The sequence below is a fragment of the Maribacter sp. TH_r10 genome, assembly GCF_033101095.1.
In the GTDB taxonomy this organism is placed as follows: Bacteria; Bacteroidota; Bacteroidia; order Flavobacteriales; family Flavobacteriaceae; genus Maribacter_A; species Maribacter_A luteus.
The window spans coordinates 740,543-757,762 of the sequence record NZ_JAWMPY010000001.1 but is presented as its reverse complement, the minus strand read 5'-3'; the positions used below and the strand labels follow the sequence as shown (position 1 = coordinate 757,762).

Genomic DNA, 17,220 nt, shown 5'->3' with positions numbered 1-17,220 from the left:
TTATACCAAATGAAATACAGGGAGTTAGGGGCATATAAAAGAAATGTTAAATTAAAGCATCCAAAAGTGGATATTTAACGTATATCTAAAGAATCGAAATCAAATATTAAATCAAAAACAAAATGAAAAGATTAATTTTAAGTGCAATTTTGATGGTCGCAATGAGTGTATCATTCGTTTCATGTAGAGAAACTGCTGAAAAAGCAAAAGATGCAACCGAACAAGCTGGTGAAGCTATGGGTGATGCTGCAGAAGCTGCAGGTGAAGCCATTGATGAAGCTGCCGATGCTACCGGTGAAGCTATTGACAATGCTACCGAAGCTGCTGGTGAAGCTGCTGAAGGTGCAATGGAAAAAGCTGGTGAAGCCGTTGATAGTGCCAAAGAAGCTGGTGAAAACGCTGCCGAAGGAGTAAAAGATGCTGCTGGTGCTGCCGTTGACAAAGCTAAAGAAGTTGGTACTGATGTTAAAGATGCGGCTACTGATGCTGCTGACAAGGCCAAAGAAAAAGCCACTGAGGTTAAAGACGTTATCAAAAACTAAACGTTTTTCCTTTTAAAGTATTGAACCCTGGCGTTATCGTCAGGGTTTTTTATTTTAAAAACCATATTCAACCGCTAAAATAAGGTTCGTTCCCGGTGCTGCGATCCCAGAGGAATACGACCTATAAAGTTGATTCGTAATGTTCTCAATACTACAACTTAATTTAACCGCCCTGTTCAATTGATATTGGGTTCGTAAATTCAAAGTATACCAAGAAGGCGAATAAGGCAGACCATTTGAATCTTTCGCATATATATATGCTTTCGACTGTTCAGAAATTGCCAAATCACCATTTGATATTTCACCGTTATAATTGAAGAACAAATCTGTTTTCAGGTTCCTGTTCTTGAAAACCAAATGAATATCGCCAAAAGTAGGGGGTACATGCCTAGCCGGTGTATCGGACCCATCATCTTCTTCCTCTATACCCTCTGTCAATGTTAAATTGGAAACCAAGGAAATATTCTCGGTCAAAAAGGCCTCCAACCCAAGTTCAAATCCATAAACATATGCTTTGGCCGCATTTTGCATAGCTTGTACGTTGCTTAATTCCCCATTATATTCGATTTGGGATTCCCCATTGAAAAGATAATCCCTTCGAACCAATGCATCTACCAGGTACGTATAAAATGCCGCACCTTTGAAAACCAACTTGTCGTTATAATTTTTTCGAATCCCAAGCTCCATATTATATGCATATTCAGGTTCCAAATCGGGATTGGGAACAACAACAGAACCAGGTTCGGAATCAAACACCTTTCCCACATCATCTATATTCGGGGCCCGGAATCCCGTAGATCCATTTAAAGTAACTTGTAAATTGGCCCGTGGGAACCAACTAAAACCTAAACTTCCCGTGAGTGCACCCGTACTTAGGTTGGCATCATCAAAAGGAAACGGATAAAAGGTCTTGTCAAAATCCGCATTGATCCAAACATGGCTATACCGTAAACCAGAAAGCAAAGTAAAATTCGGCTTTGCCTTATACTCCCCATTTAAATAAGCTGCCGCTGTTTGCCATGTTGAACCATCGGGATACCGAGATGGGGAATCTGAACTGATATCAGTGGTGATATCTTTTTGACTACCATCGGAGTTCACTTGGTTATAAACATAGGACACCCCATAGTACAATCGCAAATCACCTATTTTCTTGTTCTCGAAATCGACATTCGCAGAAAGTGCATTGACCATTTCCTTGGTCGAATATAAAACCGGGTCTTGAAAACTCCGATCATTCCTGCTCTCCTCAAAATATTGATATGCCGTAGTTAGTTTAAGACCGTCATAAAACTTACCCTTGCCTTTTTTATTTAACTGTACATTACCCATGAACCATCTCTGGGGACCATAGTACCATTCTGAAGAACGTAAACCTGTACCTTCACTATCGGGCCGTATTAAACGATCGTACCTTGAGTAATCAGATGTTTCTGAATAGAACAATCCCATATCCAAATCCCAATTATTATTGGGTTTATGGGATATCTTCTGCATAAAATTCCATTGGTCATAACCTGTGGTCACTTGTTTTCTTGGGTCTTTGTTTGCAACCAAAACATCAACACCATTATTTGTAACCACATAATTGTTTCGCAAATATTCATCGGGACCATGAGATCCCATTTTCAGATCATCAAAATCGTTGTAGGACACACTGCTTAAAAACGCCCATTTTCCTTTTCCCAGATTAATATCGAAATGGCCTGTTTTTTCATTGTTGGCCGACGCATATCTTAAACTGGAATTCCCAGATATAGAAAGGCTGTCAGTTTCCGAAAATGTAGCCCTTTTGGTATAAAAGTTCATTACGCCACCCAGGGCATCACTACCATAAATTACCGAACCCGGTCCAAAAATGACCTCAGTTTTGTTAATCGTAAAAGGATCAATGGATATAACATTTTGAAGGTTGCCCCCCCTAAAAATGGCATTGTTCATTCGCACACCATCAACAGTCAACAATAACCTGTTTGTCGCAAAACCCCTGATCATTGGACTACCACCACCTAATTGGCTTTTTTGCACAAACACCTTACCGCTATTTTGGAGTAGATCAGCCGAAGTTTGTGGATTCGTAAATGCAACGGTCCTAGCATTAACGGTGACTATTTTATGCGGTATATCTTTCTTTTGCTGTTCCCATTTTGAGATTGACATTACAACCTCATCCAACTGTTCGTGTTTTAATACCATCAGGGCATTTGAACCATTCTTTAACAACTGTGCCTTTGTGGTCCTATATACCTCATAGCTCAAATGCTTAAAGGTTATTCTTTCATTGGCTTTGAAATGGGATATGTCACATAGGCCACCAAGATCAGACAGCGCTGTGGTGGACTTATCATGATTATAAACGGCAACATTCACAATAGGCTCTTTGGTGTAAAAATCCAGAACCTTAATTTCTTGGGCCTTCCCAGTAGTGAAAATCAAAAAAATCATGATGATAACTACCCTTCCCATACTAACTGAAAACTTCATTTAAAATATCGAGTGACTTGGGTTTTCGAAACCCCTGTAAATGTAATTCAAAATAAAGGACTATCGTTTGCAGCAACTGCTGCCTAGCCGGCTTCTTCATCTTAATCGTATGAATCGTATCAAAATTTATGCCTAAGAACCTTTTGAAGTAATTTAAATTTTCACCAGAAATATTAGGATTTAAACTAATGGCATTAGTGAATTCACCTTCAAGCAGGTCAAAGTAATTACCGAACATATTGTTCGTATCAGGATAGAAGCCGAGGTATTTGGTTAGGTCAATCAAGAAATATATGTGAAAATTGGTTATTCGGCCATTGGCATCTAACCATTGCAATGCACTTTCAACATAAAGAAAAAGTCCTTCATTCGATTCCTCTTCTTGGATACTGTTCGCCAACATCTCGGCCAAAAATAGGGTTATGGCATTTTTAGAAATATCAGAATGCAAAGTTTGGTATGGATAGGAGACCCTCACCTCTCTAATGGTTTCCAAACTCCCTTTGTTCTTATGGTTGGCCACCAGCTCCAATTGGGTCAGCGGTTGAAAATAACCAATCTTTACCTTTCCTTTTCTTGAAGCCATTACCCCTTTTAAGAGATAAGATTTTAACCCATCTGACAACGTAAAGGCCTTAACGATCAAACTTGTGTCACCATACTTTAGGGCCGATAACACAATTGCTTTGGTAGTGACTTGCATAATAGGTTTGTTGAAGGGTATCAAATATAAAACTATCTGCAAGAATCGGGTATAAAAAAAGGCCTTCCGTTATCCGGTAGGCCTAATTGCTGTTTTCATAGATCAATTAAATAACCCCTTGGGCCAGCATTGCGTCGGCTACTTTTACAAAGCCCGCGATATTCGCCCCTTTTACATAATTACAATATCCATCTTCTTCTTTACCGAATTCGATACAAGAATCATGAATATCTTCCATAATTCCTTTTAAACGTTCATCAACTTCTTCCCTTGTCCAACTGATACGCAATGAATTCTGGGACATTTCCAAACCGGAAGTGGCAACACCTCCTGCATTTGAAGCCTTACCCGGTGCAAAAAGCAACTTGGCATCATGGAATGCATGAATGGCTTCCGCGGTAGAAGGCATATTTGCACCTTCCGCAACACAGATACAGCCATTCTTCATAAGTTCTTTCGCGTGATCAAGGTTCAATTCGTTCTGGGTAGCACATGGTAATGCGATCTCACATTTAACACCCCATGGCTTTTCTCCCTTATGGAAGGTGGCTGAAGAATATTTGTCTGCATATTCAGAAATACGGCCACGTTTGTTGTTCTTTAGATCCATTATAAAAGCCAACTTTTCTTCATTGATACCATCCTTATCATAAATGAATCCGCTGGAATCTGACATGGTTACAACCTTGCCCCCAAGTTGTATTACCTTTTCCGCAGCAAATTGGGCTACATTTCCTGAACCGGAAATAACCACGGTTTTACCTTTAACATCGTCTTTCTTGGTTTTCAACATACTTTGGGCAAAGTAAACCGTACCATAACCCGTTGCTTCGGGTCTAATTTTTGAACCTCCCCAAGAAAGGCCTTTTCCTGTTAAGACACCTGTAAACTCGTTTCTTATTTTTTTGTACTTACCGAAGAGGAATCCAATTTCTCTAGCGCCTACCCCGATATCACCTGCTGGCACATCGGTATTTGGACCTATATGACGGCATAATTCGGACATAAAAGCGTGACAAAAACGCATTACCTCATCATCTGATTTTCCTTTTGGGTCAAAATCGGAGCCACCTTTACCCCCGCCCATTGGCAAGGTTGTTAAACTGTTTTTGAATACCTGTTCAAAGGCCAAAAACTTAAGAATACTCGCATTTACTGAAGGATGAAAGCGCAACCCGCCTTTATAAGGTCCGATTGCGGAGTTCATTTGAATACGGTATCCGCGGTTCACATGTATTTCACCTTTATCATCTACCCAAGCAACCCTGAAAGAAATCAATCGTTCAGGTTCTACCATTCTTAGGAGAATGTTCTTGCCATTATATATTTCATTGCTGGCAATGTAGGGAATTACTGTTTCCGCTACTTCTTGAACTGCTTGTATAAACTCGGGCTCATGACCGTTTCGGGTCTTAACCTCATCCATGAATGCTTTGATTTTTGCCTCCATATATTATTTAATGCTTTTAGTTTTTGATGAATTTAAAATATAACGTCAAAATTATAATATTCCTATAATTTATGACTTGTTTTTTTAAAAATACTGTAATTATATTTCGAATTACCGCAGTCTAATTATGCAATACGTAATCAATCGTGTAGTAAAACTTCCGAAATTTGTCTCAAAACATGCCGATACATTACATCAATGCTTGGTCTAAATCGGCTATTAGGTCCTCTTTATCTTCTATACCCACACTTAATCTGATCAATGAATCGAGTACTCCGCTTTTTTCACGCTCCTCCTTGGGGATACCGGCATGGGACATACTGGCCGGATGACCAACAAGGCTCTCTACCCCTCCCAATGATTCGGCCAAGGTAAAAAGCTCTAATTTTTCCACAATGCCAATCGCTTCTTTAAGTCCACCATTTTTTGGAATAAAAGAGATCATGCCACCGAAACCTTTCATTTGTTCCCTGGAGATAGCATGGTTAGGATGGTTTTCGAATCCCGGCCAATAAACATGTTCTATTTTAGGGTGGTTAGCCAAATAATTCGCTATTGCCTCTCCGTTTTCACAATGTCTCTGCATTCTTACGTGCAGTGTCTTTATGCCCCTCAATACTAAAAAGCTATCCATTGGCCCGCAAACCGCCCCACTTGCATTTTGTATAAAATGCAGTTGATCTGCCAATGCTTTGTCCTTTACCACCAATCCACCAACAATTACATCACTGTGACCTCCTAAATACTTGGTCGCCGAATGCATTACGATATCCGCACCTAAATCCAACGGTTGTTGCAGATAAGGGGTCGCAAAGGTATTATCAACAGCCAAAAGTACTTTGTGTTTTTTGGCAATACTTGCGACACCTTTTATATCAACAATATTCATCATGGGATTGGTCGGGGTCTCTACCCAAATCAATTTCGTGTTTTTATTGATATGGCCCTCTAAATTTTTTGGGTCCTGCATATCTACAAAATGAAAAACAATACCATACTTCTCGAAAACACGTTTAAACAGGCGATAACTACCTCCATAGATATCACTTGTACATACTACCTCATCCCCAGGGGCGAATAGTTTAATGACCGCGTCTATAGCTGCCAACCCGCTGCCAAATGCCAGGCCGTACGTACCATTTTCAATACTTGCCAAAGCATTCTCCAAAGCAGTACGCGTTGGATTTGCACTACGGGAATACTCAAAACCTTTATGCCCTCCCGGAGTTGTCTGCGCAAAAGTAGAAGTTTGGTATATCGGAGTCATTACAGCACCATAAGCCTTATCTGGATGTTGCCCACCATGAATGGTTTTACTATTGAATTTTAAGCCTTTCTTGCCCATACCTCATATTTTAGGGGATAAAAGTATACTTATCTTTCAAAGATTGCAATGAAGCGTTAATTTTGTGATAGACAAACACTGAAAATAAATGAAAACCCAAATCTCCTTTTTTCTTTTTATCTTGATTTTATTGGGATGTAAAGACGATGGCAAACTTGTCTTTGAACCTCAAATTATTTCTGAGGAAGCCTGTGAAGAATGTCCAAAAATAAACATTGAAATCCCTAAACCTTTAGAGGAATCCAAATTGTCCGAAACGATCAATACGGCACTGAATGAGGAGCTGATTTCCTTATTGGTATATGATGATGAAATTGAAGCGACTACCGTTTCCGAAGCCATACGTTCATTTAAGAACGGTTACAATGAACTTCAGAAACTATACCCTGACGAAACAACCCGTTGGGAAGCCAAAATTACAGGAACCGTTTCCTATGAAGACAAGAACATGCTTACCATAGCTCTTAATTCATATCTTTTTACAGGAGGGGCACATGGGTATACAACCCGAAGGTTCTTGAATTTCGATAAAAGGAAAGGGGAGGAAATCGAAAGTTGGGAATTGTTCAAGGATAAAGAACATTTTGAACACTTTGCCGAGACAAAATTCAGGATACAGGAAGAAATACCCCAAGAAGGCCCGATCAACAGTACCGGTTTTATGTTCGAGGAAGATAGGTTTTACCTACCTGAAAACATAGGGTTCACACAAGAAGGTTTGGTACTGCTTTTCAACCAATACGAAGTGGCGTCCTACGCCGATGGTGCCATAACCTTGGTCTTACCTTTTAATGAAGTGAAAAATTATTTGGCCACGAAAATCAAATCGTAAATCTAGGCTTCGGCCAACAACACTTTTTTAAGCGATAGGACAACCCCTAAGTGCAACCCTTCATGAAACAGATTGAAGGCAATGGCATCTTCAACATTGTTCAGGGTTACTTTAGCACTTGTTTCATAAACCACGAAATCTTTGAAGACCCCATTCTCGTAATCTTCTTGCGCCCATTCGATCGTTGAGAACAAAAATCCTTTGATCATATCAATTTCGTCATCGGTTGCTGTCCCATCCGGTACGGATCCCTTTTTGAATTTATCGACTAATTCCAACGGGATCTTCATATCAACCCCACTTAATTTATAAACCAACAGTTGTTGGGTCACCACTACATGGGCAATGTTCCACCAGATATTGTTACGATAACCATTAGGGATTTTCAACAATAATTCTTTCGGGGTTTTTGTAAGTACCGAATAAAGTGCTTTCCGGTTTTGTAGGGTAATATTAAATAATCTTTCCAATAGATATAATTTAAGTGATGTGCATAAAAATAGAAAAATTCGATGGAATTCGGTTTCTTTGTAAACCAATTTATTAAGGAACACAACATCAACTTCATGAAAAAAGTATACTACCTAAGCACTTGTGATACCTGTAAAAGAATATTGAAAGAATTGGATCCTTTAGATGGATTTCAATTGCAAGACATCAAAACAGAACCTATAACAATTCCCCAATTGGAGGAAATGAAATCATTGTCAGGTAGTTATGAATCCCTTTTCAGTAAACGTGCCCGACTTTATAAAGAGAGGGGATTGGCCCAAAAAGACTTGACCGAAGACGATTATAAAAATTTGATTCTGGAACATTATACTTTTTTAAAACGTCCGGTAATTCTTTTCAATGATAACATCTTTGTTGGCAACAGCAAAAAAGTGGTTGAAGCAGCTAAGCAAAGCATTCACCCTTGAATAAACGAACCTTAGCTATACTTGCTGCAATCGGTGCTACCGCAATTTATGGGGTTAACCATACCATTGCCAAAGGGGTTATGCCCAATTATGTGGGTGCTTATGCATTTGTTGTGCTTAGGGTAATAGGTGCCGCAACCTTATTTTGGATTATTTCGTTCTTTGGGCCCAAAGAAAAAATCGCAAAAAAAGATTACCTAAGAATGGTCGTTTGCGCCATCTTTGGAATGGGTCTTAATATGCTTGTTTTCTTTAAAGGGCTGTCACTGTCAACACCAATAAATAGTGCGGTACTAATTACCACAACACCAATTATCGTATTGATCTTATCTGCCCTCTGGATCAAGGAAAAAATTACAGGAAAAAAAGTATTCGGGATATTTGTAGGGCTCCTAGGTGCAATGGGACTTATATTGTTCGGTTCGGAACTTCGGCACGATGCCCCGAACATTCCCTTGGGTAATTTTTTGATTCTAATGAATTCCTTTTTCTATGGCACCTATCTGATATTGGCCAAAATATTGATCTCTAAATACCACCCGTTCACCTTTATGAAATGGCTGTTCTCCTTAGGAATCCTTATTTGTCTGCCTTTCGGCTACACCGAATTAACAGAGATAGAATGGTCCCTTTTACCGTTCGATATTGTTTGGCGAATTGCTTTTGTAATTATCGGGACCACATTTTGTACGTACCTCTTCAACATATTCGCACTCACACAATTAAAAGCATCAACGCTAAGTGCCTTTGTTTATGTGCAACCGTTAATCGGTATTCTCTTTGCCATTGCCGTAGGTAAGGATGCCCTTACCGCTGTAAAAATCCTATCAGCTGCATTGGTTTTTTTCGGGGTATACCTGTCTAGTAGAAAGACTAAGCCAAATCTTTAGGCCTTTTGGCAAATTTACGGGTATCTTCCTTGGTCAGTGTGCGATAACCTTCCGGCCTTTCCAATTCTTGAAAACGACCTAAAAGTTCCTCGGTAAGCGCACAAATTTGTCTTGTCTCCAAACTTATCCATGCCCCCATCATCTCACAATGGGCCACATTACGGCCTTTACTATCGTAAAAATTATGATGAAACTCAAAGAACGAACCATCTTCACTCATTCCCATAACCTCTAAAGAGACCTTTACGGGTTTCCCGGGGAACACCTCTTTAAAATAGTACATGTGCTCATAAAAAACCACAGGACCAAGTTTATTTTTGGCCATAACCTCATGACCAAAACCAAGTTCTAACAAATAAGCCATGCGAGTATGGCTCATAAAATTGATATAGGCCGAATTGGCCAAATGTCGGTTAGCATCCACATCACTCCACCGAACTTCAAACTCCTTTACAAACATTTATTTAAAATTATTTTATTATGCACGCATAAGAAAAGCAAAAATACCATAGTTTTGGAAAACCTCGAATGTTATTTCGAAAAAATTATCCCTACTTTTAAAACAATAAATCATAAAATATGAGCACCAAAGCACCTTTTATCAAAGACCTTTCACTTCCTGTCATTGCAGCACCAATGTTCCTTATATCCGGACCAAAATTGGTTATTGAATGTTGTAAAAACGGAATCGTAGGTACCTTCCCGGCCCTGAACCAACGAACAAGTGATGGTTTTGAGGAATGGCTTGTCGAAATCAAGACCGCATTGGATACTTTTGAAAAAGAGACGGGGAAAAAAGCAGCCCCGTTCGGGGTAAACTTAATTGTGCATCCCACAAATCCACGTTTGGAAGCCGATATTAAGCTTTGTATAAAACACAAGGTGCCATTGATCATTACATCCCTCGGGGCCGTTTCACAGGTGGTCGATGCCATACATAGTTATGGTGGACTCGTTTTTCACGATGTTATCAAAAAAAGACATGCCCAAAAAGCTGCAGAAGCGGGGGTAGACGGACTCATTTTGGTTTCGGCGGGTGCGGGTGGCCATGCGGGCACCATTAACCCAATGACCTTGGTGGCGGAAATCAAAAAATTCTTTGACAAGACCATTATACTTTCAGGTTGTATAAGTTCCGGTAGGGATATCGCCTCCGCATTACAAATGGGGGCCGATCTTGCTTATATGGGAACACGTTTCATAAATGCAGAAGAGAGTAAGGCTACTGCCGATTATAAAGAAATGATCATAGCCTCCGGTGCCAGTGATGTGGTTTATACCGCAGCTATTTCAGGTGTTCATGCCAACTTTTTGGGAGCAAGCCTTAAAGCCGCGGGAATTACCGAAGAAGACTTGAAAAAGGATAGAAAAATAGACTTTGGAAAAGAGATGGATACCGAGGCAAAAGCATGGAAAACCATTTGGTCTGCCGGACAAGGGGTCGCGACCATTGAGAATGTACTCCCTGTTTCTACATTGGTCAACAACCTGAAGACAGAATTCAAAACTTCAATAGAAGAACAAATAAAGGTACTGGAAGTTTTCCCTAAATAACCCTAAAATCGGAATGCCAACAATTACATCGGAATACAATCCGCCATTCTTATTTAAAAATGCCCATTTTTCGACCATTTATTCCGGGGTGGTAAGAAAAGTATCGGGAGTAGATCAAGAACGGGAACGTATAACCCTTTCCGATGGGGATTTCCTGGATCTGGATTGGAGTTATGCCCAAACACCAAGTAGAAAAGTACTTATTCTATTGCATGGTCTGGAAGGAAGCGCGCAAAGGCCCTACATTACGGGAAGCGCAAAAGTGGCCAATGCCAATGGATATGATGCATGCGCGATCAATTTCAGGGGGTGCAGTGGGGTCGCAAATACCCTATATCGTTCATACCATTCGGGCGCAACGGAAGATCTTGATGCTGTTATTGAACATATTTTATCCTTGAATACATATGACTCACTCTACCTCAAGGGTTTCAGTTTGGGCGGAAACCTTTCATTGAAGTATGTTGGTGAGAATAGGGAACTCCCAAAGGAGGTGAAAGCCGTCGTCGCCGTATCGGTTCCTTGTGATCTTTATAGCTCTTTAAAACAATTGTTATTACCTAAAAATTTTCTTTATGCCAAACGTTTTAAAGAACATTTGGTTGCCAAAATGCGCATTAAGCAGCAGTTATTCCCTTCTAAAATATCAGATAGCGATATTGCCAATATCATAACCTTGAAAGATTTTGATGATATCTACACCAGTAAGGCTCATGGCTTTAAAGATGCCATGGACTATTATAAAAAAAGTAGTTGCTTGCAGTTCTTGCCACACATAACCCTTCCTTCACTCATCATAAACGCACGGAACGATTCATTTTTGGGCCCTGAATGTTATCCGTACAAAGAAGCAGAAGAAAACAGTTCCGTTCTTTTGGAAATTCCATCCTCTGGCGGACATGTGGGGTTTTATGGAAATAAGAATATTACCTATACCGAAAAAAGGGCATTAAAGTTCTTTGAAGAGGTATAAGCAAAGGTTCTAATTATTATCTTAGTAGGTTAAAACTAACAGATGCTGAAGTACCAGCGGCATAAAATCCAAAACATGAAAAAAACACTTGCTGTCTTGGCCATTGTAAGCCTTATCATAAGTTGTGGCGAAAAAAAAGAAGAAAAGAAGGGTGGTTTTGAAATGAACCGCACAAAAAAAGAAGTTAAAGCAGAAAAAACCGTTGAGGAAGTTCCTGTTGACCTAAATAACAAAGGGGTAGGGCCAATTACCTCGGTGGATTTCGGAGCTAAAATCGATAAAGAGATGGCTGCCAAAGGGGAAAAAACCTATTCGACCATTTGCGTTGCCTGCCATATGGCGGAACAACGAATGATAGGCCCTGCCCTAAAAGGAGTTTATGATAGAAGAAGTCCGGAATGGGTAATGAACATGATATTGAACCCTGATGGTATGCTTAAGGAAGACCCTATTGCCAAAGCTCTATTGAAAGAATACAATAATGCGGTAATGTTAAACCAGAACCTAAGTAAGGAAGACGCAAGAGCCATTGCCGAGTACTTGCGAACACTTTAATTCAATAAAAGATAGAATGCTGTTATCCATTGATAGATGGATAACAGCTTTTTTTTGAATACTACAATAGTATTCATTATAATTCATCAACGGCAACCTTATATGTTGGATCTTCCAGTACGTTCACATCAATGATATCCTCGGCATTTTTCAAAAGCAATATACAGTCCTTACTTAAATGCTTTAAATGCACCTTTTTGCCTGCCTTGGCATAACGTTCCGTTAGTTTGTTCAAGGCCTCTATTCCCGACATATCGGCAACTCGACTTTCCTTAAAATCGATAATCACTTCTTCAGGATCACCCTGAACATCGAACTTTTCATTGAACAAGGTGGTAGATCCGAAAAATAAAGGTCCGTAAATCTCATAATGCTTTATCCCGTTGTCATCTACATATTTTCTAGCACGAATACGCTTTGCATTTTCCCAAGAATAGGCCAAGGCCGAAATAATGACCCCAAACAAAACCGCAATAGCCAAATTATGGGTAATTGCAGTAATCAATGTAACCAAGACCATTACGATAACATCAGAATTCGGCATTTTTCGGAAAGTCTTAAAGCTGGCCCATTCAAAAGTGCCGATAGCCACCATGAACATTAGTCCGACTAAAGCGGCCATAGGCAAACGTTCTATAAGGCTGGATCCGAACATGATAAAAACCAATAGCATTACGGCTGCGGTAATCCCGGACAAACGGGCACGAGCACCCGAAGACGTGTTTATCAAGCTCTGCCCGATCATGGCACACCCACCCATTCCCGATAAAAATCCGGAAAGTATATTGGCAGTTCCTTGGGCTACACATTCTTTGTTGCCCCTACCACGGGTTTCGGTTATTTCATCTATAATGTTCAGGGTAAGTAAGCTTTCTGTTAAACCAACAACGGCAACTATCAATGCAAATGGGAATATGATTTTGAGGGATTGCAGCGTGACGGGAATTTCAGGAATTGACAATGGTGGAAAACCACCTTGAATCGACTGACCTTCTTTCATGGTATCCGCAACGGTAAGGGTATCTACCCCAAATCCTATAACAATGGCCGAAACGACGACTATAGCCAATAAAGAAGACGGAATAGCTTTGGTAAGCTTTGGAAATCCCCATATAATCAACATGGTCAACAAGGTTAGCCCCAACATAGTGTACATAGGAGCACCTGTCAATAGTTCATCGGTTCCTTTTTGGTAAAAATTCGGAAACTGGGCCATAAATATGATAATTGCCAGTCCGTTTACGAAACCGAACATAACAGGATGGGGCACCAATCGAATAAATTTACCCAAACGTAAAAATCCGGCCACTACCTGTAAAACTCCAGCTAAAATAACAGTTGCGAAGACATAATGCAGAATGGTCTCAGGTTCTATGCCTGGAAAAGTATTCTTAAGCTCCAAGATCAAGCCAACAAAAACAACGGCCACAGCCCCGGTTGCACCTGATATCATTCCCGGCCTACCTCCAAAAATAGAAGTGACCAGAGCCAAAACGAATGCTGCATATAAACCTGTTAAAGGCGAAAACCCAGGAATCAAAGCAAAGGCAATGGCTTCTGGCACCAAAGCCAAGGCTACGGTAAGACCGGATAACACCTCTGTCTTGTAATCTACTTTTTGTTTAAAATCAAAAATATTCAAATACTTCTTCATACCCAGCAATTTAAGGGCGCAAAAATAGTATTTATTGTTGGTTTGTCCTTATATCCTCAGATTATTAAAGAATTGACAACTTACCATGGTCTTAATCCCAACAATTTCTCCCCAAGAGCTGATAATTTGGCAGTTTCGTATTTATTTTGCTCCCAATTTCGAGGGTCACCAGGAAAAGCATAGCCTTCAGGAGCAATTCTATTCTTCCAAGAATTGATCCGCCATTGCCTTAATCGGTCATCATTTTCCTCTGCAGGCATCATTGAAATATACTGGGCCACACGAACCTTGTTTTTTGATTTGTTCGGACGAATACCATGGGGTTGGGTACTGTTGAATATCAATAAATCGCCTGCTTTCAATTTTACTTTTACGATTTTATCCTCAAGTCCTTCGATATTGGGTTGGAAATGATCACGGTCTTCGGGTTGAGTTGATTTCCAAGAATCATAATTCCTGTAAAGCCATGGAATACATTGAAAACCACCCATTTCCTCATCGGTTTGGTCAGCAAGAGCCAAAACGCCTTGGACATTTTGTGGCCGGGTCTCTGGATCATAATCCCAATGAATAAAACCTTGCTGTTCATGTCCCGGTCTATTGGGGAAATTTAAATTTGCCCGATCAATGGTAACCCAAAGTTTCTCGGTGCCCCAAATATCAACAAACGCATCATAAACCCTAGGCATTTGCCTATTATCCCATAAATATTGATGGTTGTAAACTTCTACCATTCCAGTACCGGTCAATTCTTTCATCTTCATTTCAGCTCGTGGCGGGGCATACCAAGTCTCCCTATCATCTGGATCCTTTTCCTCGAATTCCCATAGAAAATTCGCTGTTTTAAGCACTTGCTCTTGAGGCACGGCATTCTTGATTATGATATAGCCATTATGCTTCCAAAAATCCCAATCGGTTCCACTTAGCACCTTCAATGATTTTCCATTGGAACGGTCGTTCAATTTTGAACTACTGGTAGTTGCCGTTGATGGATTTCCTGGAATATCCTTATGGCCCATATTGGCCATTCCCATATCTATCTTATTCTTTCCCATAGGTTCTAACTTAATTTATTTACTAATAATGCATCTGATGTACTTTTAAGAACACCTTATTTCTATAGATGAATTGATCATCGGCATTGTTTTCCATAGTTTAAAACTATAAATACCATATGTGCCATTCTACCTTGATATTGATATGTTTTTGAACTATATTGATATTATTAATATTTTTTTATCCTTTGCGGGATAATTTTGTTTCATTAACGTATGAAAATTCAATTAGAAACCTTTGATCAGCAATCCAAAAGTCCCTTTCGTCTTCTGCACGATCCCAAACTGAGCGACTTGTTCTATTGGCATTTTCATCCAGAATTCGAGTTGGTCTATATTGAAGGGGCAAGTGCAACCAGACATGTAGGAAACCATATTTCCAGTTATAAGGAAAGTGATTTGGTTCTCATCGGCTCCAATATTCCCCATTTAAATTTTGACCATGGCGTAACCACTAACTACCAAAAGGAGGTGTTACATATTAAACCTTATTTCAAGACAGATTTTATCCAAAAAACCCCTGAACTACAATCTTTGGAACACCTCTTGGAATTATCCAAGTATGGCATTGCTTTTTTCGGAAACACTAAAAAGGAAGTAGGCGAACTTTTAAAAACGCTCTACACCTTATCCCATTTTGATTTTTTCATGCGGGTCATCAACATTCTAAAACTACTTTCTCAAAGCAAAGAATTTGAGCTATTACATAAAAAACCTTTTGTAAATAAATACAATAAAAAAGAACAGGAACGTATTCGTGCGATCTACGCATTGATAGATGAGCGCTATCAGGAAAAAATATCAGTTGATGAAGTTGCCCAATTATGCAACCTGACCAAGCCCGCATTTTGTCGATATTTTAAAAAGGCTACGGGAAGTACCTTCATTGGTTTTTTGAACCAATATCGCATCAGTCAGGCAAAGCGATTACTTTTATCCGGCAAGAATATCACTGAAGCCTGCTATGCCTGCGGATTTGAAAGTCTGTCCTATTTCAACCGAACGTTTAGGAAGATTACCGATGAGAATCCGTCAGATTTCAAAAAAAGATATTTGAAAAATTAAGATATTTTGAAACCCTTCTCGCTAACTTTTCGAATAATAAGTAGGGTCAGTTCATTTAATGGTCACAACATGGTTTTAGGTTTCCTTTTGCCGAATACAGTGGTTTTTTTATCATTTATTTAAATAAATCAATTCCTAGCCCTCAACTAAATTTATTTACATTTGACCTCTATTAAAGCTTTCCAATGGATAAAAATTTAAGATTTGCAGTTTTAGGAGGAGGAAGCTGGGCAACGGCCATTGTTAAAATGCTTACCGAAAACCTGCAGAAAATCACTTGGTATATGCGCAATGAAGATGCCATAGACCACATACGAACACAAAAACACAACCCCAATTATCTAAGTTCAGTTGAATTCAATTTGAATCAATTGGTATTAACGGCTGATATTGACTCTGCCGTTAAAAACAACGACATATTAATCTTTGCCATCCCTTCTGCATTTCTTGCTTCGGAACTAAAAAAGCTGACTACCTCACTTGAGGATAAAATCATTTTTTCCGCTATTAAAGGTATTGTACCCGAAACCGGTTTGATCGTAGGCGAGCATTTTCATGATATCTTTAAAATACCTTTTGAGAATATCGGGGTTATCACCGGTCCTTGTCACGCAGAAGAAGTCGCTTTGGAACGACTTTCATATCTTACCATTGCCAGTGGTGATAAAGCAAAAGCCGAGTTGGTCGCAAACTCCTTAAAAAGTGACTATATAAAAACCAAGATCTCTGATGATATCATCGGCACCGAATATGCGGCGATGTTAAAGAATATTTATGCCATTGCAGCAGGTATATTCCATGGATTGGGTTACGGTGACAACTTTCAAAGTGTACTCATGAGTAATAGCATTCGTGAAATGAAGCGTTATATAAAACGTGTACACAAAATGAAACGCAACATTAACAACTCCGCTTATTTGGGTGATCTTTTGGTTACAGGTTATTCTACATTCAGCCGTAACCGCATGTTCGGAAACATGATCGGAAAAGGCTATACCGTTAAAAGTGCCATGATGGAAATGAGTATGGTTGCCGAAGGGTACTATGCCACGAAAAGTGCCTATGAGCTAAAATCGGGTTTTAAAAGTAAGGTACAAACACCGATAATCAATGCGGTTTACGATGTACTTTATTTGAATAAAAATGCAAGGAAAACTTTCGCGGAATTAACCAATAAAATTGACTGATCAAATCGTTG

General features: G+C 39.5%; 17 protein-coding genes. 9 read left to right on the top strand and 8 right to left on the bottom strand.

The window, feature by feature from the left end:
- Positions 1–122 precede the first annotated feature (122 nt).
- Entirely contained in the window at positions 123–542 is a 420-nt protein-coding gene (locus R3X28_RS03155; RefSeq protein WP_154363324.1) for a hypothetical protein, read from the top strand.
- Positions 543–596: 54 nt separating this feature from the next.
- On the opposite strand, the gene R3X28_RS03150 is transcribed toward R3X28_RS03155, so the two are convergent.
- From R3X28_RS03150 to R3X28_RS03135, 4 genes are all read right to left on the bottom strand, one after another.
- Positions 597–3,026 (bottom strand): TonB-dependent receptor, encoded by a 2,430-nt coding sequence (locus R3X28_RS03150; RefSeq protein ID WP_317662337.1) that lies wholly within the window; start codon positions 3,024–3,026, stop codon positions 597–599.
- The gene (recO, locus tag R3X28_RS03145) at positions 3,010–3,729 is read right to left on the bottom strand and encodes a DNA repair protein RecO (protein WP_154363328.1); all 720 of its coding nucleotides are present in this window, start codon (positions 3,727–3,729) and stop codon (positions 3,010–3,012) included. Before recO ends, R3X28_RS03150 begins: the two co-directional genes overlap by 17 nt.
- Positions 3,730–3,835: 106 nt before the next feature.
- Complete coding sequence (gene gdhA, locus R3X28_RS03140) at positions 3,836–5,179, bottom strand: NADP-specific glutamate dehydrogenase (protein ID WP_317662336.1); 1,344 nt, start codon at positions 5,177–5,179, stop codon at positions 3,836–3,838.
- A gap of 190 nt (positions 5,180–5,369) precedes the next feature.
- Complete coding sequence (locus R3X28_RS03135; protein WP_317662335.1) at positions 5,370–6,524, bottom strand: cystathionine gamma-synthase; 1,155 nt, start codon at positions 6,522–6,524, stop codon at positions 5,370–5,372.
- A gap of 88 nt (positions 6,525–6,612) precedes the next feature.
- On the opposite strand from R3X28_RS03135, the gene R3X28_RS03130 reads away from it, so the two are divergent.
- The gene (locus R3X28_RS03130) at positions 6,613–7,356 is read left to right on the top strand and encodes a DUF3298 and DUF4163 domain-containing protein (RefSeq protein WP_317662334.1); all 744 of its coding nucleotides are present in this window, start codon (positions 6,613–6,615) and stop codon (positions 7,354–7,356) included.
- A gap of 2 nt (positions 7,357–7,358) precedes the next feature.
- Here R3X28_RS03130 and R3X28_RS03125 read toward each other — a convergent pair whose 3' ends face one another.
- Positions 7,359–7,826, bottom strand: a complete 468-nt coding sequence (locus tag R3X28_RS03125) for a DinB family protein (protein ID WP_317662332.1) — start codon at positions 7,824–7,826, stop codon at positions 7,359–7,361.
- 96 nt (positions 7,827–7,922) lie between these two features.
- On the opposite strand from R3X28_RS03125, the gene R3X28_RS03120 reads away from it, so the two are divergent.
- Positions 7,923–8,276 carry an arsenate reductase family protein gene (locus R3X28_RS03120; protein ID WP_317662330.1) on the top strand — a complete coding sequence of 118 codons (354 nt, stop codon included), beginning with the start codon at positions 7,923–7,925 and terminating at the stop codon, positions 8,274–8,276.
- Positions 8,273–9,166: a DMT family transporter gene (locus R3X28_RS03115; RefSeq protein ID WP_317662328.1), complete on the top strand. Its 894-nt coding sequence runs from the start codon at positions 8,273–8,275 to the stop codon at positions 9,164–9,166. The genes R3X28_RS03120 and R3X28_RS03115 overlap by 4 nt, the downstream gene beginning before the upstream one ends.
- Here the strand turns inward: R3X28_RS03115 and R3X28_RS03110 are convergent.
- Complete coding sequence (locus R3X28_RS03110; protein WP_317662326.1) at positions 9,150–9,626, bottom strand: acyl-CoA thioesterase; 477 nt, start codon at positions 9,624–9,626, stop codon at positions 9,150–9,152. The genes R3X28_RS03115 and R3X28_RS03110 overlap by 17 nt on opposite strands.
- Positions 9,627–9,745: 119 nt before the next feature.
- On the opposite strand from R3X28_RS03110, the gene R3X28_RS03105 reads away from it, so the two are divergent.
- The 3 genes from R3X28_RS03105 to R3X28_RS03095 all read left to right on the top strand — a co-directional run bounded on the left by R3X28_RS03105 (position 9,746) and on the right by R3X28_RS03095 (position 12,248).
- The gene (locus R3X28_RS03105; RefSeq protein ID WP_317662324.1) at positions 9,746–10,720 is read left to right on the top strand and encodes a nitronate monooxygenase; all 975 of its coding nucleotides are present in this window, start codon (positions 9,746–9,748) and stop codon (positions 10,718–10,720) included.
- A 13-nt stretch (positions 10,721–10,733) separates the two neighbouring features.
- A complete protein-coding gene (locus R3X28_RS03100) occupies positions 10,734–11,693 on the top strand; it encodes a YheT family hydrolase (protein ID WP_317662322.1) in 960 nt (319 codons plus the stop codon).
- A 75-nt stretch (positions 11,694–11,768) separates the two neighbouring features.
- The gene (locus R3X28_RS03095; protein WP_154363348.1) at positions 11,769–12,248 is read left to right on the top strand and encodes a c-type cytochrome; all 480 of its coding nucleotides are present in this window, start codon (positions 11,769–11,771) and stop codon (positions 12,246–12,248) included.
- Positions 12,249–12,324: 76 nt separating this feature from the next.
- Here R3X28_RS03095 and R3X28_RS03090 read toward each other — a convergent pair whose 3' ends face one another.
- Positions 12,325–13,902 (bottom strand): SulP family inorganic anion transporter, encoded by a 1,578-nt coding sequence (locus R3X28_RS03090; RefSeq protein ID WP_317662319.1) that lies wholly within the window; start codon positions 13,900–13,902, stop codon positions 12,325–12,327.
- An 80-nt stretch (positions 13,903–13,982) separates the two neighbouring features.
- The gene (locus R3X28_RS03085; protein WP_317662318.1) at positions 13,983–14,957 is read right to left on the bottom strand and encodes a phytanoyl-CoA dioxygenase family protein; all 975 of its coding nucleotides are present in this window, start codon (positions 14,955–14,957) and stop codon (positions 13,983–13,985) included.
- 216 nt (positions 14,958–15,173) lie between these two features.
- On the opposite strand from R3X28_RS03085, the gene R3X28_RS03080 reads away from it, so the two are divergent.
- Both R3X28_RS03080 and R3X28_RS03075 read left to right on the top strand, forming a co-directional pair.
- Positions 15,174–16,022 carry an AraC family transcriptional regulator gene (locus tag R3X28_RS03080; protein ID WP_317662316.1) on the top strand — a complete coding sequence of 283 codons (849 nt, stop codon included), beginning with the start codon at positions 15,174–15,176 and terminating at the stop codon, positions 16,020–16,022.
- Between the two features lie 185 nt (positions 16,023–16,207).
- Complete coding sequence (locus tag R3X28_RS03075) at positions 16,208–17,209, top strand: NAD(P)H-dependent glycerol-3-phosphate dehydrogenase (RefSeq protein ID WP_317662314.1); 1,002 nt, start codon at positions 16,208–16,210, stop codon at positions 17,207–17,209.
- Positions 17,210–17,220 lie beyond the last annotated feature (11 nt).